The sequence below is a fragment of the Caballeronia sp. dw_19 genome (assembly GCF_018449515.1).
GTDB lineage: Bacteria > Pseudomonadota > Gammaproteobacteria > Burkholderiales > Burkholderiaceae > Caballeronia.
Map to the genome: position 1 here is coordinate 48,325 of NZ_JAAVUQ010000011.1, position 26,786 is coordinate 75,110.

Consider the following 26,786-nt stretch of genomic DNA (forward strand, 5'->3'; position numbering starts at 1 on the left):
TCGCATTCTTGCGTCGGCCGACTTTCCCGGCGACAACTGATGATCCGTTCCATCGAATGACCGGTCAGCGGGATTGCGTCACCCCATTTACTCGTGCGTATAAAAATGATTGAAACTCCTGCTGCGGTCCCGAATGCCCGCGCGATCGACAGGATGGGTTGGTGGAAACTTGCCCTGTTCATGGCGGCGACTTCGCTGGGTTACTTTGTCGTTCAGCTTGATGTATCCATTGTTAATCTGAGAGCGCCTGATGGGTCAGCACAATGCGCCGGCAACCATTGAAACCGCGCAACACATTCCGTTCATAACGCATGGTTCCTATCCGAGGCGGGGAGGGAATCTTTTCAGTCCCTTGGTTGACAGCGGCCCCGCTTTTCGCCGGATTTGCGAAGCGGTGGAGCAGGCGCAGCACAGCGTCTGGATCACGGTCACTTTCATCGCCACGGATTTCCAGATGCCGGATGGCCGCGGCTCGATTTTCGATGTCCTGGACCGTGCGGTCGAACGAGGTCTGGACGTCCGTGTGATGTTCTGGCGGCCCAACCCCGAGAGCAGCGGATACGGGCAGGCGTTCGCTGGCACGAGGGCGGACTTCGATCTGCTTGCCGCACGCGGCTCGCGTTTTCTCGCACGCTGGGACCGTGCTCCTCTCGCCTATTGTCATCATCAGAAAAGCTGGTTGATCGACGCAGGGCGGTCATCGGAAACAGCTTTTGTCGGCGGGATCAATCCAACTTTTGCAGTGGTCGAGCCGGGACATACGGGCGAGGGGCAACGCCACGATATCTATGCTGAGATCACGGGCCCGTCCGCTACCGACGTGCATCACAATTTCGTCCAGCGATGGAACGAGGCCAGCGAGCGGAACGTGGCATTGGGAGGTTGGGGCCATGACAGCGACGAGCGTTTGCCCTTCCCAACGGACCTATCCGATGCACGAGGCAACAGCGTCGTCCAGATTCAACGCAACGTGCATGCGGGCTGTTATCGCGACCCTCATGCAACGCCCGGAGGGTCTGCCTATCACATCGTCGACGGCGAGCGATCGATCACGGATCAATACTTGCTGGCGATCAACACGGCTTGCCGCTCAATCTATCTGGAAAATCAGGCGTTGCCTGTGCCGGAGATTGCGTATGCGCTCGAGGACGCGCTCAAACGAGGCGTGCATGTCGTCCTTCTCGTGCCGGGCGAGCCGGAGGAATATCTGGCCTTGTGGCGACAACGTCCTGAGCGCAAGCCATTTTTCGAGCGGCTGGAAGCACTTGGCAGATACGAGCATTTCACGGTGACGGGCATCGCGGGGCAAACGCAATCCGGTAGCCGGAAATACGTCTACGTTCACGCGAAGATCATGCTGGTCGATGACGCGTGGGCGACGATTGGCTCGTGCAACCTGCATGCGAATTCCCTGTTCGGGCACAGCGAGATGAATGCAGCGGTGTGGGATCGTGACGTGGTGCGAGCGCTGCGCTGTCAGCTTCTACTTGAGCATCTGGGGCAGGATACCGAGCATCTGGACGACCAGATGGCGATGCAGCTTTACCAACGTATCGCCCATGAAAATGCCGCCCGATGGAAGGCCGGCGATGTCGACTGGCAAGGTCTTGCATGCAGCCTGAATCCCGCGATGTATGGTGAATCTCAGGCGCGTTAGATGACGAAAGCGCTGTGCTTCACGGGACCTGGTTTGTCCAAGCGACGTTATCCCACCCAGAATAATCCGGATGCGCTGCACTCGGCGCGAATGAAATCCGCTATGAGCTTGACTCGCGCTACATCGTGCGAGTCCGCATGCGTGACCAGCCAGTAGGAGCGGCTGAGCGAGATTTCATCGGGGAGAATACGCACGAGGGTGGGATCGATGCGTGCGATAAAGCATGGCAACACACCGATCCCCGCGCCGCCGCTAACGGCCGCCGCCTGACTGATCACATTCGAAATACGCACGGACGGCGTGAGCGACGTGGAGATCTGCGACAGGTAATCGAGCTCCGCGCTCCACATCAAATCTTCGACGTAGCCAATCCACGGATGATTGAAGATATCCTGAAACGTGGCGATGGGCGCATGGGTATCGAGATAATGAGGCGCTGCATAAACCCCAAGGGAATAGTCGTTGAGCGGGTGTGCATAAACTCGCCCCTGACTTGGGCGCGTCATGGTTACCGCAATATCGGCTTCGCGTTTGGACAGGCTGAACATGCGCGGATTGGCAACCAGTTCTATCTCCAGGTCCGGGTGCATGGCCGTGAGCTTTGCAAGCCTCGGCGCAAGAAAGTAGGTCCCGAATCCTTCGGGTGTGCCGACTCTTACCGTTCCCGTTAATCCAACTGACGGATCGCCCAACCGCGCGTTGATGCGCAGGGCCAGGCTCTCCATTGCCTCGGCATCGGTCATCAGCCGTTCTCCTTCGGGCGTCAGCAGAAAGCCGACTGAACGCCGCTCGAACAACTGCACGCCGATGCTTGCCTCAAGTGAAGCAACACGCCGGCTTAGCGTGGAATGGTCTACGCCCATTTGCTGCGCTGCGACAGTGAGACGCCCCGCGCGAGCGACCGCTAGGAAGGCTTGCAGGGAATCCCAATCAAATCTTCGCATGGGGATTTTTGCACAGCGCAGTTGTGGAATTGCCCATTCTATTGCAAAAAGCGGGCTGCTATCTTTGACCTCATGTCCTTCCCCGATGAAGGCGCGCGGCTCGATCCCGGCATCACGAACCATGACGAACCGCGATTCAACCGTATGAATAAAGGAGACAGCATGGCGCTTATCGCGAAGCTTGAAGCCCGCGCCCAAGCAGGGCGTCCCGTCAGAGTAGGACTGATCGGTGCCGGCAAATTTGGTTCGATGTATCTGTCGCAGGCACCGCGTACGCCGGGCATTCACCTGGTCGGCATCGCCGATCTTTCGCCGGCACGAGCACGCAGCGCGATGCAACGTGTCGGCTGGGAAGAAGCGCGCTATTCGGCGAGTTCGTGGGCAGAGGCTTTGCGCAGCGGCTCCACTTTCATCACCGACGACGCCGATGCAATGATCGCAAGCGATCACGTCGATATTGTCATAGATGCAACCGGCAGCCCAGCGGCGGGCATCCATCACGCGCTGCTGTGCTGCAAGCACAAGAAACACATCGTGATGGTCAACGTTGAAGCCGATGTGCTCGCCGGTCCGCTACTTGCACGGCGTGCGGCGGAGGCTGGCATCATCTATTCGATGGCCTCGGGCGATCAGCCGGCATTGATTGCGGAACTGGTGGACTGGGCTCGCACGATCGGCTTTGACGTCATCTGCGCGGGCAAGGGCACTAAGTATTTGCCGGTCTATCATCAGTCGACCCCTGACACCGTCTGGAGCTATTACGGCTTCACGGAACAGCAGGTTGCTTCCGGCGACTTCAACGCGCAGATGTTCAACTCCTTCCTCGACGGCACAAAGTCGGCCCTGGAAATGGCGGCGGTATCGAACGCATGTGATCTGCGTCCGCCCCCTGACGGCCTGGCGTTTCCCGCCTGTGGCGTCGACGACCTGCCTGAGTTGCTGCGCCCGGCCTCCGAGGGCGGAATCCTTCCGCATCGGGGCAGCGTAGAAGTGGTGTCGTCGCTTGAACGCGATGGCCGTCCCGTGTTCCGGGACTTGCGCTGGGGCGTCTATGCCGTTTTCGAAGCGCCCTCCGATTACGTTCGCGACTGTTTCGCGCAATACGGTCTCAAGACTGACAAGAGCGGGCGTTTCGCCGCCATGTACAAGCCGTATCACCTGATTGGTCTGGAACTCGGGGTATCGATTGCGAGCATTGCGGTGCGCGGTGAGGCAACGGGGGCGACCACGGGCTTCCACGGAGACGTTGCGGCCACCGCGAAGCGTGACCTGCGAGCAGGCGAACGGCTGGATGGCGAGGGTGGTCACACCGTCTACGGCAAGCTGATGCCCGCGGTGGACTCGCTGCTGCAGGGCGCGTTGCCCATTGGCCTCGCACACAACATGGTGCTGCAGCGCCCGGTTGCGGCAGGGCAAGCGGTTCGCTGGAGCGACGTAGCTTTCGACGCCAGCAAGGAAGCCGTGCGCGTGCGTCTGGAGATGGAGGCGCTGTTCCGCAAGGAGTTGGGCGTAGAGGTGGCAGTTGAAAAGCTCGCATCTTAGGCATTCCTGATCGATGGTCTGGCGTCCGCCCGGCCGTACTCGATAACGTCCGGCAAAGGACGACGGAGGAGACATGAGCCATATCAGCGAAACCCTTTTGGTAGCGCCGGCGGCGCGTACCGACGTGTACCGCAAGATCGGCTGGCGCATCATGCCGTTCATCGTGCTGTGTTATTTGTGCGGTTATCTCGACCGGGTGAACGTCGGTTTTGCCAAGTTGCAGATGCTCAATGCGCTGCACATGAGCGATGCCGTCTATGGCTTGGGCGCGGGCATCTTCTTCATCGGCTATTTTATTTTCGAAGTACCCAGCAACCTGATCCTGCATCGGGTTGGCGCTCGTCTCTGGATTGCGCGCATCATGATTACGTGGGCCATTATTTCCGCGCTCACGCTGCTGGTGAAAACGCCGATGCAGTTTTACACCGCCCGTTTTTTTCTGGGCGTGGCCGAAGCGGGTTTCTCGCCGGGCATCATGTTGTACCTGACTTATTGGTTTCCCGCGAGAAAACGGGGCTTCGCGCTTGGCGTGTATTACATCGCGATCCCGCTGTCGGGTGTGGTCGGCGGACCGTTGTCGGGCTGGGTACTCAGCAACTTCAGCCATTCAACCGTCATGGCGGGATGGCAGTGGCTGTTCCTGATCGAAGCGATTCCGGCTCTGCTTTGCGGCATTGCGGTGTTAGCCTTGATGGTCGATCGTCCCACGCAGGCGAAGTGGTTGACCGACGATGAGAAAGCGTTGGTCACAGGGGAGATCGACCGGGAGGACTCAGAGAAGACGACGCATCACAACCTTGGCGCCATTCTTTCCGATCGCCACATCTGGAAACTCTGCGCTGTCTACTTCTGCCAGATCATCGGCTTGTACGGCATCAGCTTCTGGTTGCCGTCGATCATCAAGGACTCCGGCCTGAGTGATGTATCGACGATAGGCTGGTTATCGGCCATTCCATACCTTGTCGCCATTCCCGCGATCGTGCTCACTGGAATGAGCTCGGATCGCTTCCGCTCGCGCCGGATGCATTTTTCCGTGCTGGCCGTGATCGGCGCAATAGGATTCGCTGCGAGTGGCTACGTGGGTCACCACCCGACGCTCGCGGTGATCTGGTTGAGCGTGGCGGCTGCGGGCATATTGTCGGCGCTATCGCTGTTCTGGAGCATTCCATCGTCGTTCCTTGCCGGCACTTCCGTGGCTGTCGGAATTGCTGGAATCAACTGCGTGGGCAACCTCGCCGGTTTTGTCTCGCCTTATGCGGTGGGATGGCTCAACGTGACGACGCACGACAATCGTATGGGCTTGTATTTTGTGGCCGCGTGCCTTGTGCTGGGCGCATTGCTGGTGCGAACTATCTCGGGGAAACTCGCGGATCGTTGATCGATACACAGGAGTCCGTCAGTTACCGTTGCCAAGGTTGGATGCCTCACTTCTACGCGAACCCACCGCGCGCAAGCTTAATAGCGGCTTATTGGCTTATTGGCTTAGCGGCTTTCGGGGTGGCGGCTTTCCCTCCGCTACGAATCCATCGTGCATCTGAAGCATGAGTCCTCTGAGTGACGCCAATTGCCGACGCGTTACGCGCAGTGAACGTTGAAACCCCGCCGCATTCAGCCGAGCGGCGACACGCCGATCACACGTGCATGGGCCCACAGCAGCACGAACGCGTACAGCCCCAACCCCACGACGACCACGATCACATCGTTCACCGCCGAAGCTGGCGCGGACGGCACCGGGCGGACGTGGGCGCGCCGGCTGACCGAGATCAGGTCTGCCACCGCCCAGCCGAGGAAACCGCCGAACAGCAGCAGATCGTTCAGCGTACCGTTGGCGAGTAAATGCGACACCGCCCACAAGATCACGGCGAGCAACATCGGATTGCGCGACAGGCGTTTAATGCGGCCCGGCAGATAAGCTGCAATCAGCAGAGGAAACACCGGCACCATGAGTAGCAGCGCGAGGTGCCGCAGCACCATCGACGGCATGTAGACCATGACCGGTATCTGTCGCGCGATGCCGTAACCGTAGAGCATCGCAACGAAACTCGCGATCGACGCCAGCGAATACAGTCCTTTCCACCCGTTCTCGCCCATCCGCCTGGCTTGCGCGTCTCGCCAGCGTGGCGCGACGATGGAGACGGAGTGAATACCGAGGAAAACCAGGAGACCTGCAACGAAGAGTGTCATAGGTTCGCTTGAATGTTGACGATGACAACATTTAAAATAAATGCTGTATCCGCATTCGTCAAGTTAAAATTGACGCCGTCAACATCGGTGAAAACGGATGACCATCAAGAAGATCAGCAAACAAGCCAGACAAGCCAAGCAAGCCAAAGGGGCATTAACCGACGCAGCCAGGCGTCCGTATCACCATGGCGCATTGCGTGAGGCAATGCTGGAGGCAGCCGAGCGCATCCTCGCTCGCGAGGGCATTGGCGGGCTCACGCTGCGGGCCGCCGCCCGCGACGCCGGCGCTTCTCACGCCGCGCCCAAGAACCACTTCGACAACGTGACGGGACTGCTCAGCGAGCTGGCCGCCGTAGGGTTTCGCCGCTTCGAGCGCCGCCTGCTGGAAGCGACCGCCGCGGCCGCCACTCCCGAGGCGCGGCTTGCCGCCCAGGGACGCGCCTACGTTGAGTTCGCGACGCAGTTTCCGGGTCTCTTCATGCTGATGTTTCGCAGCGAACGGCTCGACCTCGGACGGCCGGGTTTGCGCGAAGCGATGAGCGACGCGTTGTCGGTGTTGCGCGCAACGGTCGGGGCGTCACAAGGGCCCGAGGCTCCCTTGCCCACGGACGGCGCCGCGCGGGTAGTCGCGGCCTGGGCACTTGTCCATGGGTTCGCCTTGCTACAGATCGACGGGCGTCTCGACGGCATAGTCCGTAGTTTGCCGGAAGGCATGGACGCAATGGCGCTGCTCGATGTCATTCTTAATGCGGGCGGTGGCCAGCTTAGAAGTAGCGACCCTCTCGCGTGCCAGGAAAGATAAAGGGAACCGACCGCACTTCTTCCGGGTCGATTTATCGTTAGCATTGGAATGAAAATCCAGTGTCAGGAAATTCGATCGTACTTCGTTGACCCGCATCGCGATTCCCTTTAACTTCATTGCGCCAGTGCTTACCCGACTCTTCAAGAAACGCCGCGACCCAATACGGCCCAATACGCTTCTCTGACAGTTAACTCGCCATTAAAGGACCAACGATGCTGAAAGAATTGAGTGATTTTGATGCTTTCATGGAGACGCTGGTCCGTGACTGGAACGTTCCGGGTATTGGCGTAAGTATTCTGAAGGACGAAGAGGTCCTGCTCGCCAAGGGATATGGGTATCGCGATCACGCTCAGAAGCTGCCATTTACGCCGGCTACCGGCTACCGGCTTCCCGATTGCGTCGAACACAAAGCTGTTCACCGCCGTGGCGGCGGGCCTGCTGGTCGATCGCGGTCTGCTGAGCTTCGACCGGCCGATCCGCGATTTCGTCCCCAGTTTGAGCTTCTACGATAAATCACTCGATGAAGCGGTCACTCTGCGCGACATGCTGGGTCACCGGACTGGCCTGCCGCGACACGACATGATCTGGTACGAAGCGCACCTGTCGCCGAAGCAATTGTTCGAGCGGATCCGGTTCATGAAGCCGCCTAAGTCCGAAAACCACGTTTGAGTTTGCGATGGATGGAGGCCGCGTGACTGCATTGAGACACTGGAATTCACACGCCGAGATGATTCTGACGCGTATGGAGGATAACGAAATGATCGGTGCCATGGAGGATGACGGGTCGATCTACGATTAGAGCGGGTTTCATTCCTCAACTCGGGCTTCTTGCGGCATCTCCCGATGGCGATTACGCTTTCATCGCCGTCGGGCTGTTATCGTTTTGCCGGGCGTCGTTTTTACAGAACGTATACGGTGGGAAGCGTTCTTTCAACACGGCAATTACCGCGTAAGGTCAACAATACAACCATACCAAGCGATCCGAAGACAGTACGGTTTTCGCAAGATCGAAACTATAAAAAGCGGGAGTGCTATGACCGGCGATGTTCAGGCTTTGATCGAAGAAATTCGACGCTACGCGGGAAACCGCGCGCAGGACGTGATGCGTGGCGCGGAAACGCCGGCGCTGGCTGCACTGATGATCGAGAAATTCGGTGAAGGTCTGGTAAAGGCGGGGTACTTGCTGGGAGTCGAGCGGGCCGATGAACTCAAGCATGAAATCGATCGTCTGGTACGCGAGGTCGACGCGCAATACCCCACGCATCTTCAATACCGCTTTGAAGCGCGTCCAGCGGGATTGGCCATCAACGGCACGGCGCATTGAAGAGAATGGGCGACCTCTGCAGCCACTGACGGTTCCGGAGTAGGATAGATCGCGCTTAACCAAATTCCCGGATGCGCCTGATCCCTGATTGTTCCCTTTCTCCACTGAGTCAAAACATGAGCCAGACAATCTACGATATTCCCGTGAAATCCATCGACGGCGCGGCGCTTACGCTTGAGCCGTTCAAGGGCAAGGTCTTGTTGATCGTAAACGTAGCTTCCAAGTGCGGGCTCACGCCGCAATATGAAGCCCTGGAGAAACTCTATGAGGACAAGCAGGCCGAAGGCCTGGAAGTACTGGGCTTCCCGGCGAACAACTTCAAGGGTCAGGAGCCAGGCAGTGACGCCGAGATCAAGGAATTTTGCAGCCTGACCTACGACGTGAAATTCCCGATGTTTTCGAAAGTATCAGTGGTCGGCGCCGACCAGCATCCGCTGTACAAGACGCTGACCAGCACGCAGCCGGACACGACCGGCGACGGCCCGTTTCGCGAGCGGCTCAAAGGCTACGGCATTGAGCCCAACCCGGCGCCTGATGTGTTGTGGAACTTCGAGAAATTCTTGATTGGCAAGGACGGCCATGTAGTGGGCCGTTTCTCTCCGGATGTCACGGCAGATGATCCGCGTCTGCTTGAGGCGATTCAAACCGCATTGTCGAACTAAGCTAAGCGGCGGTTCAGCCGCGCTATTGCGGCTGTGCGGTGAGATCGCCGGCAGGGCCGGCGATCTCACCGCACAGCGACTGACGTTCGAACGGATTGAGAGCACACGCAACAAGCAGGATCTGTAAGCGCGAATAGCGCTTAGCTTTGCTTCATCATGCCAAGCTCGCAGTCCACGAGTTGATTGCCATACAACGCGCGGTCCTGCATCGCTTGTGGCGTGCTTACATTATCACGCCAGCGCCCCCGCCATTGCGAGGAGCGTTCAACTCCGTTCAAGCCGTTGCCACTGCAACCGACCTGCCGACCGTCAGGTAATGGATCAGGGCGATGATCGGGAAAACGCTCGCAACCGTCGCGGTCAACGTCCATCCACCATGGTCATACAAACTGCTGGCAAGCGCTGATCCAATTGCGCCGCCAATGAAGATGCTGGTCATATAAAGCGCATTCAGACGGTTCCGGCTGGCCGCATGCAACGCATAGATCTCGCGCTGGCCGAGCACCATGTTCATCTGCACGGCGAAGTCCAGCACAACGCCGGTCACAACCAGTCCGCCCACGCCCCACGCAGGATGAATCAGCGACGGCGTGAACGCGAGCGCGGCGACCACAAGGGCAATCAACGTAGCCCGGACTGAGTGCCCGGCGTCGGCAAGCCGTCCTGCCACGGGTGCGGACGTCGCGCCTATCGCGCCGACCAGCGCGAACACGGCGATCGCATTCTGCGACAGGCCGTAATGACGTGTCAGCTCGATCGGGACCGCAGTCCAGAAGAGGCTGAACGTGGCAAACATCAGCCCTTGATACAGCGCGCGATGACGCAGTATGGGTAACGTCACAACCAGTTCGCCAAGTGAATGGATCAACTGAAAATAGGTTGCCTGATGCGAGGGTTGGCGGCGTGGGATTGTCAACGCCAGGACCGTCGTCACTATCGCCATCAACACCGCCGCCGAGCCGAATACGGCGCGCCAGCCGAAATGACCGGCCACCACGCTTGAGATCGGACGTGACAACAATATGCCGAGCAGAAGCCCGCTCATGATGTTGCCGACCACGCGGCCACGCGATTCGTCGGGCGCAAGATGCGCGGCCAGCGGGATCAGGATCTGCACCGCAACCGAACTGAAACCGACCAGCAACGAGACCGCCAGGAACGCGTTCGGCTGACGCGTGACGGCTGCCAGCGCGAGACTGAAGATCGAGACAATGGCTGTCGTGATCATCAGCTTGCGGTTCTCCAGCAGATCGCCGAGCGGCACCAAGAAGAACAGTCCGAATGCGTAGCCGATCTGCGTGAGGGAGACGATCAGGCTTGCCGCACCGCCCGACAAGTGGATGTCCGGTGCGATGAGCTCGGTGATCGGTTGCGCATAGTAGAGATTGGCGACAATCGCGCCGCAGCAGAACGCGAATAGCGCGATCATGCCCTGGGTTAGCTTGACTGTGCCGCCGTTCTGGTCGGCAGCAGGTGCGTTAGGCGTCATGTGATGGATCCTTCAGTGGCTGAAATTGGTACTGATGTTCGATGTTCATGCGGCGCTCCGTTCGAGCGCCGCCCGCAGCGCGCCGGCGAATACCGCTGGCGGTTGCGCACCGCTTATCGCTTCGCCCGCGATGAACACGGTCGGCACCGAACGAATGCCGTGCTGTTGCGTGAGCCGCTGCGCGTCGCCAACCTTTGCAAGACCTCGACCTTGCGTCAGGTAGTCCTCTGCCGCCTTAGCATCGAAGCCGGTTTTCGCTGCAATCTCGACCAACGTGCCGGGCAGGCCAATATCGCGTCCCTCCGAGAAGTACGCGACGAAAATCGACTGGTAGAGCGCTTCGGTCTTGTGTGCGTCGCCGGTACTCAACGCGTACTGCATCAACTGATGGGCGAGGCGTGTGTTCGGCGTTCTACTGAGTTTGTCATAGTTGAACTGCGCGCCGACAGCCAGGCCCGTCGCCGCGACCTGCGCGTCCATGCCTTGCGAGCGCACCCAACTGCCGAACTTGGCCGTCCGGTATTCGCGCCGGTCCATTCCGTCGGGAGGCATCGCCGGGTTCAGTTCGAACGGCACATATTCGATTGAGACGGGCACCGGCAGGTTGGCGCTGCGAATTCCGGATGCAAGATTCAGGTGGCCGATCCAGCACCACGGACAAATGAAGTCGTAGTAGACAGAGATCTCGATGGCTTGCACGGTGCGCTCCTGAGGAAGATTACGCACAGGATATCGATTGCGATTCGTTAGTAGAATACGTTCGCAGAGCAATCTCGCGTTGCGTGCCACGCAACGCCAAGACAGCGGAGCCATCAAAGTGGACAAACTGGTTGCATTGACTACCTTGCTGGAAGTGGCCGAGGCCGGCGGCTTTTCCAAGGCCGCCCAGCGCCTCGGTGTGGCCACTTCGTCGGTGACGCGCCTGATGGATGCGCTCGAAGCGTCGCTGGGCACAGCGTTGCTTACGCGCACCACGCGGCGCGTCAGCCTTACCGACGCCGGCACCGCGTACGTCGAGCAAATCAGCAAGGTGCTGGACGACCTCGCTGAAGCCGACGACAGCATCTTCGACAGCGGCGCGGCGCCCGTTGGCGCGCTGCGCATCTCCGTGCCTACGGCATATAGCCGCCTGTGCCTGGCGCCGCACCTTACTACTTTCCTGAGTGAGTATCCCCGTGTGGTTCTCGACGTGGTGGTCGCTGACCACTATGTAGACCTGGCCGCAGAACGTATCGATGTCGCGATTCGAATCGGCTTGCCCTCACGCGATGAAAACCTGGTCGTCAGGAAGCTGGCCGACAACAAGCGTTTTGTCGTGGCGAGCCATGAGTACCTGGAGCGGCACGGCATACCTGCTGAACCGCAGGCGCTGGCTAACCACGAATGCCTGCGCTTCTCGTATGGCGGACCCCATCGGGCTACAAGGCAGGTGTGGACGTTTCGGCACGGAGCCGAAGAAGAACGGGTCGAAGTGCGGGGAAACCTGATTGCCAATAACCCTGACGTGCTGTTCGAAGCTGTCCTCGCGGGCAGGGGCATTGCACTGCTGCCCGAGTGGCTGGTGGCAGGGGAGATCGGTGCCGGTCACCTGCTGCGCCTCTTTGAAAACACCGAGGTCAATCCGCATGCGGGCGATTCGGTGGTCTACGCCGCTTACCTGCCGAATCGCCGCCATTCGAGCAAGGTGCGCACCTTCGTACAGTTCCTCGCTGTACGCGTGCGAACAACCATGGTGGAATGATCGGCAGCAGGCACTCTCCCGCTGCATGGGCGTCCGCGACCGCTGCACGCTCCTCGCAGTCGATGCTAGTGGCTTGTCGAGTTTTCGATGTCCGACACAATACAGTTACGGCCGCCCAGCTTGGCGCTGTAAAGCAGCTTGTCGGCGCGTAGCAGAAGGGCGTCGAGCGTCTCACGCTCGGTTTGCGAAGCCAGCGAGATCCCGAAGCTCAACGTGACTGTAAAGCGGACACCATCCAGTTCCAGCGCCGTGGACGCCAGACGCCGCCGCAGTTCGTTGGCCGCGCCAATGGCTTCGCCGGCATCATCGACCTTTGTCAGCACCGCGAACTCCTCGCCGCCGAGGCGTGCCACGATGTCCGGCTGATGCCATATCTCGCTGCATAGTCTTCCAATCGTCTGCAGCGCGAGATCACCGGCGGCGTGGCCCAGGGTGTCGTTGATCTCCTTGAAGCGGTCCGCGTCGAACGTGATCAGGACCTGCTTGGCTTGCGTTCCCGTGCGCTTGCTTAGCGTTGCGGTCGCCTTGCGTTCGAACGCGCGGCGGTTGAGCAAGCGGGTCAGGAAGTCGGTGTCGGCAACGGTCTCGAGTTCGCGCAGCAGGATATTGCGCTCGTGCTCCAGCCGCATTTTTTCGATGCTGTTTTCCTTCAACACCAGGATCGCGTGAAACAGGTTGCGGATCTCAAACGGGTGTTCACCGTGAGGGATGGGCGTCTCGAGCTTTCCATCGGCGATCGCCATGATGATGTCCGCAGCTTCAATGAACGGTTGGACGAACCGCCGCCTGAAGTACACGGACGCAATCAGCAACAGGTAGAGAACGCCCGCGGTGCCCGTTGTGCTCGCAACCAGCAACATCAGCGAATCATTACGATGTCCTTTGACTTCGTTTCCCGCCAGGTCCAGCACGTAGTCGCGAAACTGCGCGATGGGCTGCATGGTCGGCACATAATCAGCGGCCAGTTCGGCAGCCGTGAGATTGACTCCTTCCGGGCGCGTTGCCATTGCGCGGACGCGCGCAATGTAGCTCAGGCCAGTGTCGTAATAGACGCTGGTGAGGCGCTGATAGGTAGCGGCGCTGATCGGTGTATGTTCTACGCGCGCCGCTATCAGGCCGCGCAATTCATCTATACGTCCTTTAGCCCGTTCTTGTGCGAATAATTCAGTTTCACTCAAGGGCCGGTGAGCGGTCAGCGCCGCAGTGAAGGTCGACCCCAGAAGCCCCGCCTGTTCACGAAGTTGAGCGGACAACCGGGCGATCAATATGCAATTCAGTGCGTTGGGGTCGCCCCGCACAATGCCCGCCGCGCTGGCATTAGCCAGCGGCCCGAAATTGGGAATGACGGCGACCATCTGGTTGACCGCGCTTAGGACGGCATCATGGCCACGTTGGTCGATGGGCTGAGCGATGAGTCCGTCGACTTGCTTGCGGGCAGCGACAAGCTGCGTTTGCACTATATCTACGGACGCGCGTTCAATCTTGCAGCCGGGACACGCCTGACTTGTGATCAGTGAGCGCAACACTGCCAGGCGGTGGTCGCTTTCGGCACGCGCGTTGATTAAGGGAAGTCGCAGAGACGGCGCACTGCGCGCGTCTGCGCCGAGCGCGCCGTTAGTGGGGCCGCGTTCTGCCGATACGCTTTCCATGGCGAGCAACGCGGCGCGAAAGAGGTCTAACGATTGAGCCCCATTCTCCGCCAGTGAATAGGCGCGTAATTGATGCAGGAGCAAAGGCGTCGCAAGGCTCAAGACCAGCACGCACAGGGCGGCTGTTGTCAGCTTGAGTCGCTTGGCAAGCAAGATCCGGGTTGAGGGCATTTTTGTTAATTCGCAGCAGGTCGCTTGCCTGGCACATTCTTAAAACAGGGCGACTTATTGCAGCCGGTGATTCAACATACCGCAGCCCGCCGGAATCGTCTACTCGGACAAAACACGATCATTAGACTGTTTTCTTTCGGAAAAACCGGTGAATTATCTATCGGGAACCGCGGAGCTGTTGTCGGAGGAAATTTGATCGTGGATGCTTTCTCTTGGTTAACGGCACGTTAGCCCCTTTATTTAGCGGTGCGGGCATGGGTCATGTGCGGTCGTATCATTCATGCGGATCGCTCTAAGTCCAGCTTCCGTCTGATTTAACAATTCCATGCGAGAGCACCGCATGCTGCTGTCACGCATTTCTTTTCCGTGTAGCCTGAGTCGCCGTTACCCAAGTCGCTATTACGTCATCGAAACTCGATATTCTTGTTTTCACCCAGCCCGCTCCTCGACAAAGGATTCGCATAAATGAGCTACATCCACTTCATCGGTGGCGAAAAAGGAGGCGTCGGCAAATCGCTCGTCGCCCGCGTATTAGCCCAGTATTTTGTTGATCGGAACATCCCGTTCACGGGTTTCGACACAGACAAATCGCACGGCGCGTTATTGCGCTTCTATGCGGATTTTGCTGCACCGGCCGTGCTTGATCGTCACGATAGCCTGGACCCCATCATTGAACATGCGCTTGAGGATCCTCAGCGGCGCATCCTGGTCGATCTTGCCGCGCAGACGCAGCAGTCTCTCGGGAAATGGCTTGACGACGCGGACGTTATTGATCTCGCGCAAGAGCATGGCCTGACGCTGACCTGGTGGCACGTGATGGACGCCGGGCGCGATTCGGTCGACCTGCTGCGACAGTGGCTCGATCAGTTCGGCGGACGGATCAAGCTGGTCATCGTGCTGAATGAGGTTCGTGGGGACCGGTTCGAGATTCTCGAAGCGTCAGGGGAACTCGCCCGGGCCAAAGCGCTGGGTGCCAGTGTGATCAGCCTGCGGCGCCTGCCCGATACCACCATGCAGAAAATCGATCAGCATGGCGTTAGTTTTTGGGCGGCCGTTAATCATCCGGATCGAGCAGCTTCCGGGCTCGGTTTGCTGGAGCGGCAGCGCGTCAAGGTGTGGTTGAATCGCGCTTACGCGGAAATGGGCAGTCTGGCGTTGTAGTGGAGGAGAACGGCCGGGAACGGAAAGCAGCCCGGCCGCCAAACAATAGATAGTTATACGAACTAAATGGGACAAAAACCAGCGCGGAGAATCCTGTTGAACGATCCGCGCCGATACCCGCAAGAAACCACACCGTTCACGCTTTCTTCCGGTCGATGCCGGAAGAAAGCGATCAACGGCCATACACCAATCAGCCCTTCAACGCTTCAGCCTGAGCTGCCGCCAGTACAGCGTTGAGCGTCTTGCTCGGACGCATGACCGACTCCAGCTTTTCAAAGTCAGGCTTGTAGTAGCCGCCAATGTCCGCCGCTTGACCCTGGACCGCCGACAACTCACCCACGATGGTCTTCTCGTCCGCCGTCAATTGCTTCGCCAACGGCGCGAACTGAGCCGCCAGGCCTGCATCTTCCGTTTGCGCCGCCAGTTCCTGCGCCCAGTACATCGCGAGATAGAACTGGCTGCCGCGGTTGTCCAGTTGTCCAGTCTTGGGCGACGGGTTCTTGTTGTTCTCCAGCAGTTGCCCCGTGGCGGCATCGAGTGTCTTGGCCAGGACCTTGGCCTGCGCATTGCCGGTCTTCAGGCCCAAGTCTTCCAGCGACACCGCCAGTGCCAGGAATTCACCCAGCGAATCCCAGCGCAAATGGTTTTCTTCCACCAGTTGCTTGACGTGCTTCGGCGCCGAACCGCCTGCGCCGGTTTCATACATGCCGCCACCCGCCATCAACGGGACAATGGAAAGCATCTTGGCGCTGGTGCCTAGTTCCATGATCGGGAACAGGTCGGTCAGGTAGTCACGCAGGATGTTGCCCGTGACCGAGATCGTGTCCAGCCCGCGAATGACGCGCTCCAGCGTGTAACGCATCGCGCGCACTTGCGACATGATCTGGATGTCCAGGCCGCTGGTGTCGTGATCCTTCAAGTAGGTCTCGACCTTCTTGATCACTTCGGCTTCGTGCGGACGGTACGGGTCCAGCCAGAAAATGGCCGGCATGCCGGAGTTGCGGGCACGCGTGACCGCCAGCTTCACCCAGTCGCGGATCGGCGCGTCCTTGGCCTGGCACATGCGCCAGATGTCGCCTTCTTCCACGTTTTGCGTCAGCAGCACTTCACCCGTGGCGATGTCGACAATGCGCGCCTCGCCCGCTTCCGGTATTTCGAAGGTCTTGTCGTGCGAGCCGTATTCCTCGGCCTGCTGAGCCATCAGCCCGACGTTGGGCACCGTGCCCATCGTGACCGGGTCGAAGTTGCCGTTGGTCTTGCAGAAGTTGATGATTTCCTGATAGATCCGCGCAAACGTGCTCTCTGGAATCACGGCTTTCGTGTCCTTCGGACGACCGTCGGCGCCCCACATCTTGCCGCCAATACGGATCATGGCCGGCATCGATGCATCCACGATGATGTCGTTGGGCGCATGCAGGTTCGAGATGCCCTTGGCGGAATCCACCATCGCCAGTTCAGGACGATGCTCATGGCACGCATGCATGTCGCGGATGATTTCTTCGTGCTTGGAAGCCGGCAGGCTTTCCAGCTTGTCGTACAGGTTGACGAGGCCGTTGTTGACGTTCACGCCCAGCTCGTCGAACAGCTTGCCGTGTTTCTCAAAGGCTTCCTTGTAGAAGATCTTCACGGCATGACCGAAGACGATGGGGTGCGAGACCTTCATCATCGTGGCCTTCACGTGCAGCGAGAACATCACGCCGGTCTTGCGGGCGTCTTCCATCTGTTCTTCGTAGAAGTCGCACAGCGCCTTCTTGCTCATGAACATGCTGTCGATGATCTCGCCGTCCAGCAACGACACCTTCGGCTTGAGCACAATGGTCTTGCCGCTTTGCGTAACCAGTTCCATCTTCACGTCGCGAGCCTTCGCAACAGTCATGGACTTTTCGCCATGATAGAAGTCGCCATGCTTCATGTGCGCCACGTGGGTGCGCGAAGCCATGCTCCACTCGCCCATGCTATGCGGGTTCTTACGGGCGTAATTCTTGACGGCCGCGGGCGCGCGGCGGTCCGAGTTGCCTTCGCGAAGCACCGGGTTCACGGCGCTGCCCAGGCACTTGGAATAACGCAGGCGGATCGCCTTCTCGGCGTCGGTCTTCGGTTCCTCAGGGAAATCCGGGACCTTGTAGCCCTTGCCTTGCAGTTCCTTGATCGCGCTGATCAACTGATGCTGGGATGCGCTGATGTTGGGCAGCTTGATGATGTTGGTGTCAGGCAGCAGCGTCAGGCGGCCGAGTTCGGCCAGGTTGTCCGGCACTCGTTGCTCTTCGGTCAGGAATTCCGGGAATTCGCCCAGGATACGGCCAGCGACCGAGATGTCGCTGGTGGTGACACGGATTCCGGCCGGCGCGGTGAACGTGCGGATGATCGGAAGGAAGGCGCTCGTCGCCAGCAGCGGGGCCTCGTCGGTGAGGGTGTAGATGATCGTAGGTTGCTCGGTACTCATCGCTAGTCTCAAGAAAAATGGGTTGGGGGCGCCGCCGGCTGCGTCAACGACCGGGGTTAACCATCGAATTTTGCCTGATTTTGCTTTCAAGAGGGCTGAACCGACCCTGCGTTTCGCATTGCAACCCGCAAATTGAGGGTTTTTAATGCTGTCGCGAAGGGTTGTGGAGCGTTCCGGGTCACCCCGCTGACGCGCTTAAGCGCCTAAATTTAAAGACTAAATTGCTAAGCCGATTGCTTGAGCCGCCGTTTGCGGCCGCCTTGGAACGCTAATGACGGCACGCGCAAAAAAATCAGCGAAAAGCTTGGGGCCTGGCATGGCGCCGGGTCCGCAAGACCGGAAAATGCCCGGCGCCGGCGCGATCAGGACAATTGGTTTGCCCGCTTCAGCGCGGCGCTTTTAACCGCATTTAACTTATCCGGGCCAAGGTAATGGCCCGTTCGGGACACGCGGTCACGCATAAGCCGCATGCCCGGCATGCATCGGCGTTCGGTGTGTACGCGACCTTCATGCCGTGCACACGCAGCTTGAACTTCTGCAATGGCGCGAGGCGCTGATAGTCGGCGGTATCGATCCGGCGGATGTCGAAGACGTTCTCCGGACACACGACCGCGCACTCGGCCTTGCCCTCGCAGCGGTTGAAGTTCACAACGGGCACGATCACGCCCGGCGCCTGTTTGCATGCGGATGCCGGCGTATTGCTCATACCGTATCCCCTTGCGGCTCTTGCGGCTCTTGCGGCTTGCGGCGCCCGCAGCGCATGCCCTTCTGAAACTTCTCGCGCTCCTCCGGTGTCATCTGTTCCCACTTGCGCCAGTGCTGACGTCCACGCCAGCCGCCATGCCCCCGGAATCCGCCGAACAGGATCCGGCTCAGTATCAACAGCCCCAGCGCATGGGCAAAATCGATTGCGCGAGCCCCGACGAACAGCGCCGGGACAACCCAGTTCCATAGGGTCATCACCATCCATCCCAGCACCGCAATGCCCACGATCACCAGCAATGCCTTGCTTAGGAATCTCAGTCTGAAACTCATCTGCCTTCTCCTTTAAATATCCAGTTCGTCGTAGACGGCTTGCAAGCGGGCGCGCAGATGCAGCACCGCATAACGCTTGCGCGCCAGCAGCGTGTTAAGAGCCACGCCAGTTTCCAAAGCCAGTTCCTTGAAGCTGCGGCCCTCGATCTCGTGGGCAATGAAAACGTCGCGCTGGTTTTCCGGCAATTCGTCGAGCGCGTGTTGCAGGGCCGCCAGGAGCACCGACCGGGCATAGGCGGCTTCCGGTCCGGCATCGTGTGCGGGGAGCGTCAGATCAAGCCGGTATTCGTCGTCGACGGCATCGGCGTTGTCGTTGGTTGCGCTGGCCGCGCTGGCCCCGGCTGTCTCGCTCAGAGGCTGCTCTTTCTTCTTGCGAAAGCGGTCGATGATGCGGTTGCGCGCCACGCGAAACAGCCATGCGCTGACTTGTTCAATAGGTTCGGGAAGCCGGTACGCCTGAACGAACTCGTGAAGCACGTCTTGCAGGATGTCTTCGGCATCGCCTGGATCACGCACGCGACGCCGGATGAAGTTTCCGAGCTTGGTACGCTCACGCAAGACAGTCGCGGTGATGTCGCTGTCTCTATCGATCATCGGGTTCGTGGGCGGCGGCTGTTCCATACAGGTGAAGACGTTTCACGATCGGGAATATTGTGGCCGGCACGAAAAAATCTGGCGTGAGGGTCGATGGACGCATAGGCATGGGCGCCCGTGACGCGAAACGACAGGAGACCACGATTTTGTCCGCGGCGGTGGATCTGATGTTTGGCGGGGGCCAGGGAAGGACCGCAGAAGTATGCGCGAGTGCCGGTTTACCGGCTGGTATTTCCGAATTTACTCGAAGCCGGAACAGGGCGATGTGGACGGTGGCAGCAGGCGAGATGAATCGCCGTGCCGGGTCAATGGAGACGACGCCGGCACCGGCCGCTCAGCGCCCGCCCAATGCGGCGCTGACGCGATCCCTGCAGATGAACTCGCTAGGCGGCGTAGTCGCCGTCAGTGCCGACGGAGAGCAGGCGCCAGCGGTCGAGTTCGGCTTGCATGCCAGCGAGTTTCGTATCCGCGGCATTCACTGCAATCGAGCCGGCGATAAAACGCATCGGCGGCTCGGCCTCGTTTGCCAGCTTGATCAGTGCTTGTGCGAGCTTCACAGGATCGCCCGGTTGATGGCCGTTACGTTGTTCGAAGGACGAGCGCAGGCGATCGCGCCGGTCATCGTAGTCGGCCACCACCGTTTCCCCGAAGCGAAGCGATTCGCTGGTGAGGAAGTCAGTACGGAAAGGACCGGGCTCCACAATCGTCACGAAGAGACCGAACGGTGCAATTTCCTTCGCCAGGGACTCGGAGAAACCTTCGAGCGCAAACTTGCTGGCGCAGTAAAGCGAGCCCAGTTCCGCACCGAGGATGCCGGCAAGCGATGAAATGTTGAAGATGTGTCCGTGGCGAGCGGAGCGCATGACAGGCAGCGCGGCCCACGTCACGTTGAAAACACCGAACAGGTTAGTGGCGAACTGAGCTTGCGCGTCCTCCATCGTGTTCTCTTCGAAGAATCCCAGGTGGCCGTATCCCGCGTTGTTCACCAGAACGTCTATCCCGCCGAATCGCGACACAGCGTCCTTGATGGCGGCGTGCGCCTGGGCTGCGTCGGTGACGTCCAGCGCGACACTAAGCAACTGGTCGTTGTCCGGCCCCAGGCTCTTGGCGATATCTTCGCGCTTGCGTCCCGTGGCGACGACTCGATCACCTGCCTGGATCGCGGCCTTGGCGATAAGCGCGCCAAGGCCGCGGCTTGCGCCCGTGATAAACCATGTTTTCTGCATCATCGGCTCCTTTGCTGGTTGAGCCTTCATGGAACCATGATGCGATGCCCGCACGATAGACCGATCCTCGCGCGTTCTTGCCTGAACGTGCAAAACATGAGGCGAAGGTTTGTCAGGTCTTTTGCGGAAGAGATAGTTGAGCACTACAAGCGCTTGCTCCTCGCAAGCGTTACTGGCTTATTCGTCAAGCTCGCTTGTGCAACCAATTAGCCTGGACGGATTAGCGAGGAAGTCTTCAATGGTGCCCTCGTCCTCGAACAGCATCTTGAGGACGCATGCTTCGTCATCGGTCAGCCCTGCTTCGATCAATTCCCCGTCGCGCCCGATGGTGTCGCAATCTTCAAGGGTCAACTCCGCTATGACGGCAGAGGAGAGTTTGACGGGCCATTTTTCACTGAATGCGACGGTGACTATTTTTCGCGCTTCATCGTAGGCTCTGATCTCGACGCTGATGTAGGACATGGTGTCGATCTCTCCAGTGAACGTACCCAGGATGGCTCGCGCTGCAACCGCCACGAAACGCTACGGAACCAAGTTTAGCAACACACACCTGTTTATGTGCAATGTCTTTAACGGAGTTTGAGCGCGAATTGCTCGCGAGTGAATGTGCTTTTAAATGCCACTTTTAATCGAGCGTACGCCTTGGCTTTTGTCCAGGGAAGACCGCAAGCAGTCGCTTGATTGCAGTTTCCTTTAGGCCCTTCAAGTTGGAACGCTTGATGCATAGCAAAGTAGCCAGCCCTTTTCATTCGACAGTTTTGCTGCCTAACCGGAGCGTGCCCATGTCATCTGAAACGTTCGAACTTGCCACTCGCTTTTCGCATATCCGGCCACAAGACACCCCTTATGAGGATCAAGGGTTGCGCGATTTTTTTCTTTATCGTGATTTAGGGATCGCAGACGCGACCGGCGGCAAGGTGATTGCGCAGCTCGTGAAAGCTAACAATGCACCAGAGCAAGGCACAGGTTGGCACCGTCATGAGGCTGAATTCCACATTGTGATCATGCTCAAGGGCTGGGCGCGCTTCATGTACGGCGACAAGGAGACGCTGGTTGCAACCGGTGACTGCGTTCATCAGGCGCCGGGAATCGTGCATTACCTCTTCGATTACTCCGAGGACATGGAGTATCTGGAGATAGTTGGCCCTGCCAACTTCACTACCATCGACGCAAAGGGTCCATGTGACGTTCCCGCTTTCACGCCATGGACGAGCCAGCAACCCGCATGAAACGCGGCTGAGGTGGCGCCCTCAACAAACCTTATCAAGGCCCTTCGGACTGCACATTCACATCCATGCGCGGTGCGACAGGGCGTGCTAGCGGCGCCAATGACTGCAAAGGCTGGGCGCGCGCATTGATGACAACCGGGTTTGGCTCGTTGTCGTGGATCATTGCGCGCACGCGCGGATAGATATGGCGTTCCCAACGCTTGCCGTTGAATACGCCATAGTGGCCGACACCCGTTTGCACGTGGTGGGTCTTCATGTACGGGCGCAATTTGCTGCATAGTTCCTGCGCGGCAAGCGTCTGGCCGACCGCGCAGATATCGTCGCGCTCGCCTTCAACGGTGAGCAGCGCGGTTCGCCGGATCAATGACGGATCGACCTTGCGTCCGCGTACTTCGAGTTCCTGGAGCGGCAATGCGTGCCGTTGAAAGATGGTGTCGACGGTCTCGAGATAAAACTCGGCCGTCAAATCCATGGTCGCGAAGTATTCTTCATAGAATACGCGGATGGCCTCGGCCTTCGCAGGGTCGCCCTTGGCGCGCTGATACACCATGTCTTCGAACGCATCGAAATGACGCGCCGGATTCATCGACATGAACGCCATCAGTTGTGTGTGGCCCGGATAAACGCGCCGGCCTGCGCCCGCGAAACCCCATGGCACGGCACTGATCAGGTTCTGTTCGAACCATTCGATCGGCTTGCTCTTGGCCAGCACGTTCACCGAGGTCGGATTGATACGCGTGTCGATAGGCCCGGCCATCAGCGTCATGCTGGCGGGTTGCAGCGGATGATCGTCTGCGGCCATCAGGGACACTGCCACGAGGGCGGCAACAGTCGGCTGGCAGACAGCCAGCAAGTGGGTGTTGGGTCCCAGCGCGACGATAAAGTCGATTACATGCTGGACGTATTCGTCAAAGCCGAAGCGGCCCTGCGCCAGCGAGACGTCGCGAGGGTTGATCCAGTCGGTGATGTAGACGTCGTGGTCGGGCAGCAGGGTGCGTACCGTGCCCCGCAGGAGCGTGGCGAAGTGGCCGGACATGGGCGCGATCACCAGGACGCGCGGCTGTTTGGGTCCGCCTTCCTTCGCAAAATGCAGCAACGAACAGAACGGCGTGGTGAGCATAATCTCCTCGACCACGGGCAAGCTTTTGCCGTCCATCTGCACTGAGTCGATAGCAAATGGACGCCGGCTATGCGTAAGTGCTGATAGCGCCAGCAGTTCGCATGTGGCTCGCATTGACCGGCCTTGAGGCGTCTCGGCGAGAAACGGCCACGCGTCGAGCGCGTGATTCATCAGTGCTGCGCCGTGGCGTACCGGCAGCGTGAGATCTGCCATGGCCTGATAGCCGGAGTATGCGAATGGGTTCATCGCCTTTCGCTTGAGCGCGTATTGTCGAGTCGTGAAAAAGCACGCAATACATATGCCAACCGAATGCCAACCTGAAGCGTCAACATGAGGGCGGTTGAAAGTGGCACATCCCTTGCAGCATTCCTGAACACGCACTGAATATGCTGTCTTTTGGTGCGTGTGTGCACTGCGCCGCGCATCTGGCGTGCGTGTTTCGTTTGAACCGCCGAGGAGCTTCAGATGACGAATGCTACGCTTACGATCAGCAGCAAGAACTATTCGTCGTGGTCGTTACGAGGCTGGTTGCTCACCAAGTTCAGCGGGCTGCCGTTCGACGAGTTCGTGATGCCCATGGACGACCCCGGCGCGCGCGCCGAACTGCTGCTGCTGTCGCCGTCCATTCTCGTTCCCTGCCTGGTTCACGACGGCACCAAGGTCTGGGACACGCTTGCAATTGCGGAGTATTTGAACGAAGTGCGGCCGAAAGCAGGGCTGTTGCCTGCTGACCGGCGCCTGCGCGCGCACTGCCGTTCAATTTGCGGTGAAATGCATTCGGGCTTCGCTTCCTTGCGCTCGGCATTGCCGATGAACATAAAAGCGCACTTCCCGAACTTCACGATCTGGGCACGCGCGCAGACGGATATCGAGCGAATTACGGCAATCTGGCTCGACTGTCTCAAGCAATACGACGGCCCTTATCTGTTCGGGACGCTTAGCGCTGCCGATGCAATGTTCGCCCCGGTCGTCACCCGCTTTGTGACTTACGACGTCAAGCTCGAACCGGAGATTGTCGCGTATGCGCAGCGCATTCTCGCACTGCCCGAGATGCAGCAGTGGATAGCGGATGCACAGCAGGAGGTCGAGGAGATCGACGAACTTGATGCTGAATTTTAAGGCCAGGTTTTAAGTCCGCTTAGCTTGCCAGCTTCCTGAAGGTTTCCAGCACGGCGTCGCCTTTGAACGGCTTGACGATCCAGCCCTTGACGCCGGCGGCCTTGCCGCGCTCTTTCATGGCCGGGCTGCTTTCTGTCGTCAGCATGATGATATTGACCGTGGTATTCACGAGCTCGCCCCGGATTTTTTCGACCATGGTCAGGCCGTCCATGTTGGGCATGTTGACGTCGCTGATCACCAGCTTGATCCCGGGATTCGACTTCATTTTGGAGAGGCCATCTTTTCCATCGATAGCAGTCTCCACGTCCAGCCCGTTCTTTCGCAAGAAACCGGCGACCTCGTCGCGCACCGTGCTGGAGTCATCGACAACAAGAATTTTCGACATGATTTTTCCCTGAGAAATCAGAACAGATCCAGTTCGCCTGCTTCAACCACCGCGCCGATGTCTTTCGTGACTTCACTGAAGTCCTCGGGCGACCAGCTCAGGTTGAAGATGAAGCGTTGATGAAGTTTTACCGTGTGGCCCGACAGTTCGTCGGTCAGGTGATACATGAAACATAACTGCGGGTTCGCGGTGCCGAACGAGATGTACTTCTGCTTGTGATTGACCAGCAGCGGTACTTGCACCTGACTGCGTGCGAGCGCGTCGGCGTCGCCCATGTAGCGGTTTTTGAATGAACCCCAGATCAGGTTGGTGATCTCGCCCAGCAGGCTGTTGAGGTCGCGGAAGTCAGCGGGACCGTCACACATCCCGTGCCGGTCGAGCAGCTCGAGAATGGGTTGCTCTTCGGCCTGCATCATCATGTAACCGCGGCACCAGGTGCTCTCGAGCGGAATCAGGCTGAATACTTCGCCGAAGATAATACGGTCCCGCACGATGCAGGGCGTGTCCCAGGTAATGCTGACGTTCTTGAACAGGCTGCTCAGTATCGACTCCGTGATCTCCAATATGCCGCGTACCAACGCGTTCGGATAATCCAGGCTGAAGATATATTCGTCGATGACCTTGCGCAACGGCGCCATGTCTTCGGCCAGGTAGGCGGCGCACAAGACCCGGCGCAGGCCGTCCGGCAGACCGTCGAACGTGGGGTTCGAGTCGCGGCGGATGATGATCGGCAGTTCGGGACGCACGGTGTTGATCTTGATTGCGATCTCGGTGCTCTCTTCCAGGGAGCCGCCGTAGCTTTCGGAAAAGAGGATGGCGCCCAGGTCTATGTTCGATCGCAGGACGGACAGCAAGCGATTCTTGCGGACCTTCAGGCCGACCAGGTTGTGTTCGTCGCAGAAGCGCTTGATCGCATTGGCATGCGCCGGGGAGTCATCGAGGACCAGTACTTTGCTGACCGGCTTGTTCTCGTTCATATCGCTTGTCATCATGGTATTAACGCCAAATTAGAACAACTCGAGCTCGCCGCTGGTTTCTTCAACAGCAGTCATGTCCGCCACGAAGTCGATGGGCGCATGGGCGCACACGCAGACCGTTGCGGCCAGTTTGACTGAACCGTTGATCGTGATCGCGTATGACGAGAGATAGTCTGGCCTCAAGCCTTCAAGGTAGGGCAGGCAGCGGGTGCTAAGCACATACGGTGTCGACATGCCAAGATCCTGGAAATACGGGAGCAGGTCCTGATTCACGGCGCCGCAGCAAAGATTGCAGATTTCAAGAAGCATGTCCTCAAGTGAAACGTCTCCGGTTTCCTTTGCGAAGTAGTCGCGCGTGTTCGCGTCGTCATCGAAATGAAAAACCAGCAGAAGCCGGAACAGAATGGAGGAGATGGTCAGGATGATCACGTTAGCTTCGGAGCGCGCGCGGTCATAGGCTTGGGCCAGCGGGACGATCTCGCACGCATCGTCCGGCTGTTGCGGCAGTCTCGAGCGCACGGCTTTAAGCAGGATGCCTTCAATACTGGCTTGTGCGTTGTTACTGATCATTTCGACGCCTAGTGGAGCCTTGCTTGAAATTGATCGGCAAGCACCTCAACGCTGCTAAGCGATGCAGTGATCATCTTCCCGCCCGCCTGGATGTCCTGGAACGTGGCGGTTGTGGTCAGGTCATTGCGATGCAGACTGTCCCGGTAGCTCCGCGAGAGTTCTTCCGAGCGTGCCGCGAGTGCCCGCACTTCTCCCGCGACCACCGCAAATCCGCGGCCGGCGTTTCCTGCACGCGCGGCCTCTATGGACGCGTTCAGCGAGACGATGACTACATGCTTGACGATGGACGACAGCTCGTGATTCTTCGCGTGCATGTCCTGGTTCTGCGTCATCAGCGAGATCATCTGCTCGTGCCACCGTTCGAACGTTGCCGCGAGGCTCTTGAGCCGCGATGCTTCGCCGGCAATCCGTCTGGCCTGATCGAGTAAATTTTCTTTGTCTTCAACGGCCGCTGCCAGCGCCGCGCGATCCTCGCCGGCGATCTTCAACTGCCTGGCAAGGTCATCGTGCAATTGAGCGATGGAAGATTCCAGTTGCTCGATCTTTTGCTGCCCCTGATCGATCAGGGCGCTTTGCTCTGCGTTGGTTTGCATCAGTGTTTTGATGCGGTTGTTCGTTTCCGATTGAAGCCGGGCCAACGCTTGTGCGCTATGCAACTTGTGCAAAAGCAAGGCCAGCATGGCCGTCGCCACGGCCGCTGCCAATGCTGCCAACAGATACTGTTCAATCACAATCAATCCTTCCGGGTTTCAATCAATGCGG

At 58.9% G+C, this 26,786-nt stretch carries 27 protein-coding genes; 11 read left to right on the plus strand and 16 right to left on the minus strand.

All coding sequences use genetic code 11. The annotated features are described in order from the left end of the window. The first annotated feature begins 250 nt into the window (after positions 1 to 250). Positions 251 to 1,657 carry a phosphatidylserine/phosphatidylglycerophosphate/cardiolipin synthase family protein gene (locus HB376_RS17020; RefSeq protein ID WP_213764839.1) on the plus strand — a complete coding sequence of 469 codons (1,407 nt, stop codon included), beginning with the start codon at positions 251 to 253 and terminating at the stop codon, positions 1,655 to 1,657. 47 nt (positions 1,658 to 1,704) lie between these two features. Here the strand turns inward: HB376_RS17020 and HB376_RS17025 are convergent, their stop codons facing one another. Further along, the gene (locus HB376_RS17025; RefSeq protein ID WP_213764840.1) at positions 1,705 to 2,601 is read right to left on the minus strand and encodes a LysR family transcriptional regulator; all 897 of its coding nucleotides are present in this window, start codon (positions 2,599 to 2,601) and stop codon (positions 1,705 to 1,707) included. 162 nt (positions 2,602 to 2,763) lie between these two features. Between HB376_RS17025 and HB376_RS17030 the strand changes: the two genes are divergently transcribed. Beyond that, entirely contained in the window at positions 2,764 to 4,143 is a 1,380-nt protein-coding gene (locus HB376_RS17030) for an SAF domain-containing protein (protein ID WP_213764841.1), read from the plus strand. A gap of 73 nt (positions 4,144 to 4,216) precedes the next feature. Further along, positions 4,217 to 5,521 (plus strand): MFS transporter, encoded by a 1,305-nt coding sequence (locus HB376_RS17035; protein WP_213764842.1) that lies wholly within the window; start codon positions 4,217 to 4,219, stop codon positions 5,519 to 5,521. A gap of 230 nt (positions 5,522 to 5,751) precedes the next feature. Here HB376_RS17035 and HB376_RS17040 read toward each other — a convergent pair whose 3' ends face one another. Continuing rightward, on the minus strand, positions 5,752 to 6,327 hold the full coding sequence (locus tag HB376_RS17040) for an NnrU family protein (RefSeq protein ID WP_213764843.1): 576 nt from the start codon (positions 6,325 to 6,327) through the stop codon (positions 5,752 to 5,754). A 97-nt stretch (positions 6,328 to 6,424) separates the two neighbouring features. Here HB376_RS17040 and HB376_RS17045 point away from each other — a divergent pair, with 97 nt between their 5' ends. The 4 genes from HB376_RS17045 (at position 6,425) to HB376_RS17060 (ending at position 9,115) form a co-directional block, all read left to right on the plus strand. After that, positions 6,425 to 7,129 (plus strand): WHG domain-containing protein, encoded by a 705-nt coding sequence (locus HB376_RS17045; RefSeq protein ID WP_213764844.1) that lies wholly within the window; start codon positions 6,425 to 6,427, stop codon positions 7,127 to 7,129. 330 nt (positions 7,130 to 7,459) lie between these two features. Continuing rightward, positions 7,460 to 7,798, plus strand: a complete 339-nt coding sequence (locus tag HB376_RS17050) for a serine hydrolase domain-containing protein (protein ID WP_255631397.1) — start codon at positions 7,460 to 7,462, stop codon at positions 7,796 to 7,798. A 364-nt stretch (positions 7,799 to 8,162) separates the two neighbouring features. Next, complete coding sequence (locus tag HB376_RS17055) at positions 8,163 to 8,453, plus strand: hypothetical protein (protein WP_213764845.1); 291 nt, start codon at positions 8,163 to 8,165, stop codon at positions 8,451 to 8,453. A 116-nt stretch (positions 8,454 to 8,569) separates the two neighbouring features. Beyond that, positions 8,570 to 9,115 carry a glutathione peroxidase gene (locus tag HB376_RS17060; RefSeq protein ID WP_213764846.1) on the plus strand — a complete coding sequence of 182 codons (546 nt, stop codon included), beginning with the start codon at positions 8,570 to 8,572 and terminating at the stop codon, positions 9,113 to 9,115. A 274-nt stretch (positions 9,116 to 9,389) separates the two neighbouring features. Here HB376_RS17060 and HB376_RS17065 read toward each other — a convergent pair whose 3' ends face one another. Both HB376_RS17065 and HB376_RS17070 read right to left on the minus strand, forming a co-directional pair. Continuing rightward, positions 9,390 to 10,604, minus strand: a complete 1,215-nt coding sequence (locus HB376_RS17065; protein WP_213764847.1) for an MFS transporter — start codon at positions 10,602 to 10,604, stop codon at positions 9,390 to 9,392. 45 nt (positions 10,605 to 10,649) lie between these two features. Continuing rightward, entirely contained in the window at positions 10,650 to 11,303 is a 654-nt protein-coding gene (locus HB376_RS17070; RefSeq protein ID WP_213764848.1) for a DsbA family protein, read from the minus strand. A 118-nt stretch (positions 11,304 to 11,421) separates the two neighbouring features. Here HB376_RS17070 and HB376_RS17075 point away from each other — a divergent pair, with 118 nt between their 5' ends. After that, positions 11,422 to 12,345 (plus strand): LysR substrate-binding domain-containing protein, encoded by a 924-nt coding sequence (locus HB376_RS17075; RefSeq protein WP_213764849.1) that lies wholly within the window; start codon positions 11,422 to 11,424, stop codon positions 12,343 to 12,345. A 65-nt stretch (positions 12,346 to 12,410) separates the two neighbouring features. On the opposite strand, the gene HB376_RS17080 is transcribed toward HB376_RS17075, so the two are convergent. Next, positions 12,411 to 14,165, minus strand: coding sequence for a GGDEF domain-containing protein (locus HB376_RS17080; RefSeq protein ID WP_213764850.1), 1,755 nt, complete (start codon positions 14,163 to 14,165; stop codon positions 12,411 to 12,413). Between the two features lie 465 nt (positions 14,166 to 14,630). On the opposite strand from HB376_RS17080, the gene HB376_RS17085 reads away from it, so the two are divergent. Beyond that, entirely contained in the window at positions 14,631 to 15,326 is a 696-nt protein-coding gene (locus tag HB376_RS17085) for a mobilization protein (RefSeq protein WP_213764851.1), read from the plus strand. Positions 15,327 to 15,516: 190 nt separating this feature from the next. Here HB376_RS17085 and HB376_RS17090 read toward each other — a convergent pair whose 3' ends face one another. The 6 genes from HB376_RS17090 to HB376_RS17115 all read right to left on the minus strand — a co-directional run bounded on the left by HB376_RS17090 (position 15,517) and on the right by HB376_RS17115 (position 21,086). Beyond that, positions 15,517 to 17,769, minus strand: a complete 2,253-nt coding sequence (locus HB376_RS17090; RefSeq protein WP_213764852.1) for an NADP-dependent isocitrate dehydrogenase — start codon at positions 17,767 to 17,769, stop codon at positions 15,517 to 15,519. Positions 17,770 to 18,178: 409 nt separating this feature from the next. After that, on the minus strand, positions 18,179 to 18,475 hold the full coding sequence (locus tag HB376_RS17095; protein WP_213764853.1) for a ferredoxin family protein: 297 nt from the start codon (positions 18,473 to 18,475) through the stop codon (positions 18,179 to 18,181). Next, positions 18,472 to 18,804: a hypothetical protein gene (locus tag HB376_RS17100; RefSeq protein ID WP_255631398.1), complete on the minus strand. Its 333-nt coding sequence runs from the start codon at positions 18,802 to 18,804 to the stop codon at positions 18,472 to 18,474. Before HB376_RS17100 ends, HB376_RS17095 begins: the two co-directional genes overlap by 4 nt. A 12-nt stretch (positions 18,805 to 18,816) precedes the next feature. Further along, positions 18,817 to 19,398, minus strand: coding sequence for a sigma-70 family RNA polymerase sigma factor (locus tag HB376_RS17105; protein WP_213764854.1), 582 nt, complete (start codon positions 19,396 to 19,398; stop codon positions 18,817 to 18,819). Positions 19,399 to 19,781: 383 nt separating this feature from the next. Beyond that, positions 19,782 to 20,624 (minus strand): oxidoreductase, encoded by an 843-nt coding sequence (locus HB376_RS17110; protein ID WP_213764855.1) that lies wholly within the window; start codon positions 20,622 to 20,624, stop codon positions 19,782 to 19,784. A gap of 177 nt (positions 20,625 to 20,801) precedes the next feature. Continuing rightward, on the minus strand, positions 20,802 to 21,086 hold the full coding sequence (locus tag HB376_RS17115; RefSeq protein ID WP_213764856.1) for a hypothetical protein: 285 nt from the start codon (positions 21,084 to 21,086) through the stop codon (positions 20,802 to 20,804). A gap of 320 nt (positions 21,087 to 21,406) precedes the next feature. On the opposite strand from HB376_RS17115, the gene HB376_RS17120 reads away from it, so the two are divergent. Beyond that, complete coding sequence (locus HB376_RS17120; RefSeq protein WP_213764857.1) at positions 21,407 to 21,853, plus strand: cupin domain-containing protein; 447 nt, start codon at positions 21,407 to 21,409, stop codon at positions 21,851 to 21,853. 34 nt (positions 21,854 to 21,887) lie between these two features. Here HB376_RS17120 and phaZ read toward each other — a convergent pair whose 3' ends face one another. Further along, complete coding sequence (gene phaZ / locus HB376_RS17125; protein WP_213764858.1) at positions 21,888 to 23,219, minus strand: polyhydroxyalkanoate depolymerase; 1,332 nt, start codon at positions 23,217 to 23,219, stop codon at positions 21,888 to 21,890. Positions 23,220 to 23,438: 219 nt separating this feature from the next. Between phaZ and HB376_RS17130 the strand changes: the two genes are divergently transcribed. Next, positions 23,439 to 24,092, plus strand: a complete 654-nt coding sequence (locus HB376_RS17130) for a glutathione S-transferase family protein (RefSeq protein WP_213764859.1) — start codon at positions 23,439 to 23,441, stop codon at positions 24,090 to 24,092. A gap of 19 nt (positions 24,093 to 24,111) precedes the next feature. On the opposite strand, the gene HB376_RS17135 is transcribed toward HB376_RS17130, so the two are convergent. From HB376_RS17135 to HB376_RS17150, 4 genes are read right to left on the minus strand one after another with little or no spacing between them, the layout of a single operon-like run. Continuing rightward, positions 24,112 to 24,477: a response regulator gene (locus HB376_RS17135; protein ID WP_213764860.1), complete on the minus strand. Its 366-nt coding sequence runs from the start codon at positions 24,475 to 24,477 to the stop codon at positions 24,112 to 24,114. 17 nt (positions 24,478 to 24,494) lie between these two features. Continuing rightward, positions 24,495 to 25,454, minus strand: coding sequence for a chemotaxis protein CheX (locus tag HB376_RS17140; protein WP_213764983.1), 960 nt, complete (start codon positions 25,452 to 25,454; stop codon positions 24,495 to 24,497). Between the two features lie 30 nt (positions 25,455 to 25,484). Next, positions 25,485 to 26,024: a hypothetical protein gene (locus HB376_RS17145; protein ID WP_213764861.1), complete on the minus strand. Its 540-nt coding sequence runs from the start codon at positions 26,022 to 26,024 to the stop codon at positions 25,485 to 25,487. Between the two features lie 8 nt (positions 26,025 to 26,032). After that, positions 26,033 to 26,755, minus strand: a complete 723-nt coding sequence (locus HB376_RS17150; protein ID WP_213764862.1) for a methyl-accepting chemotaxis protein — start codon at positions 26,753 to 26,755, stop codon at positions 26,033 to 26,035. Positions 26,756 to 26,786 lie beyond the last annotated feature (31 nt).

Excerpts from the sequence above, each read along its gene's own strand:
- HB376_RS17060 (WP_213764846.1), top strand. The coding sequence starts at position 8,570 with ATGAGCCAGACAATCTACGATATTCCCGTGAAATCCATCGACGGCGCG.
- HB376_RS17040 (WP_213764843.1), bottom strand. The coding sequence starts at position 6,327 with ATGACACTCTTCGTTGCAGGTCTCCTGGTTTTCCTCGGTATTCACTCC.
- HB376_RS17100 (WP_255631398.1), bottom strand. The coding sequence starts at position 18,804 with ATGAGTTTCAGACTGAGATTCCTAAGCAAGGCATTGCTGGTGATCGTG.
- HB376_RS17030 (WP_213764841.1), top strand. The coding sequence starts at position 2,764 with ATGGCGCTTATCGCGAAGCTTGAAGCCCGCGCCCAAGCAGGGCGTCCC.
- HB376_RS17080 (WP_213764850.1), bottom strand. The coding sequence starts at position 14,165 with ATGCCCTCAACCCGGATCTTGCTTGCCAAGCGACTCAAGCTGACAACA.
- HB376_RS17115 (WP_213764856.1), bottom strand. The coding sequence starts at position 21,086 with ATGTCCTACATCAGCGTCGAGATCAGAGCCTACGATGAAGCGCGAAAA.
- HB376_RS17140 (WP_213764983.1), bottom strand. The coding sequence starts at position 25,454 with ATGAACGAGAACAAGCCGGTCAGCAAAGTACTGGTCCTCGATGACTCC.
- HB376_RS17050 (WP_255631397.1), top strand. The coding sequence starts at position 7,460 with ATGGGTATCGCGATCACGCTCAGAAGCTGCCATTTACGCCGGCTACCG.
- HB376_RS17090 (WP_213764852.1), bottom strand. The coding sequence starts at position 17,769 with ATGAGTACCGAGCAACCTACGATCATCTACACCCTCACCGACGAGGCC.
- HB376_RS17055 (WP_213764845.1), top strand. The coding sequence starts at position 8,163 with ATGACCGGCGATGTTCAGGCTTTGATCGAAGAAATTCGACGCTACGCG.
- HB376_RS17120 (WP_213764857.1), top strand. The coding sequence starts at position 21,407 with ATGTCATCTGAAACGTTCGAACTTGCCACTCGCTTTTCGCATATCCGG.
- HB376_RS17130 (WP_213764859.1), top strand. The coding sequence starts at position 23,439 with ATGACGAATGCTACGCTTACGATCAGCAGCAAGAACTATTCGTCGTGG.
- HB376_RS17020 (WP_213764839.1), top strand. The coding sequence starts at position 251 with ATGGGTCAGCACAATGCGCCGGCAACCATTGAAACCGCGCAACACATT.
- HB376_RS17045 (WP_213764844.1), top strand. The coding sequence starts at position 6,425 with ATGACCATCAAGAAGATCAGCAAACAAGCCAGACAAGCCAAGCAAGCC.
- HB376_RS17110 (WP_213764855.1), bottom strand. The coding sequence starts at position 20,624 with ATGCAGAAAACATGGTTTATCACGGGCGCAAGCCGCGGCCTTGGCGCG.
- HB376_RS17085 (WP_213764851.1), top strand. The coding sequence starts at position 14,631 with ATGAGCTACATCCACTTCATCGGTGGCGAAAAAGGAGGCGTCGGCAAA.
- HB376_RS17145 (WP_213764861.1), bottom strand. The coding sequence starts at position 26,024 with ATGATCAGTAACAACGCACAAGCCAGTATTGAAGGCATCCTGCTTAAA.
- HB376_RS17135 (WP_213764860.1), bottom strand. The coding sequence starts at position 24,477 with ATGTCGAAAATTCTTGTTGTCGATGACTCCAGCACGGTGCGCGACGAG.
- HB376_RS17025 (WP_213764840.1), bottom strand. The coding sequence starts at position 2,601 with ATGCGAAGATTTGATTGGGATTCCCTGCAAGCCTTCCTAGCGGTCGCT.
- HB376_RS17095 (WP_213764853.1), bottom strand. The coding sequence starts at position 18,475 with ATGAGCAATACGCCGGCATCCGCATGCAAACAGGCGCCGGGCGTGATC.
- phaZ (WP_213764858.1), bottom strand. The coding sequence starts at position 23,219 with ATGAACCCATTCGCATACTCCGGCTATCAGGCCATGGCAGATCTCACG.
- HB376_RS17105 (WP_213764854.1), bottom strand. The coding sequence starts at position 19,398 with ATGATCGATAGAGACAGCGACATCACCGCGACTGTCTTGCGTGAGCGT.
- HB376_RS17065 (WP_213764847.1), bottom strand. The coding sequence starts at position 10,604 with ATGACGCCTAACGCACCTGCTGCCGACCAGAACGGCGGCACAGTCAAG.
- HB376_RS17035 (WP_213764842.1), top strand. The coding sequence starts at position 4,217 with ATGAGCCATATCAGCGAAACCCTTTTGGTAGCGCCGGCGGCGCGTACC.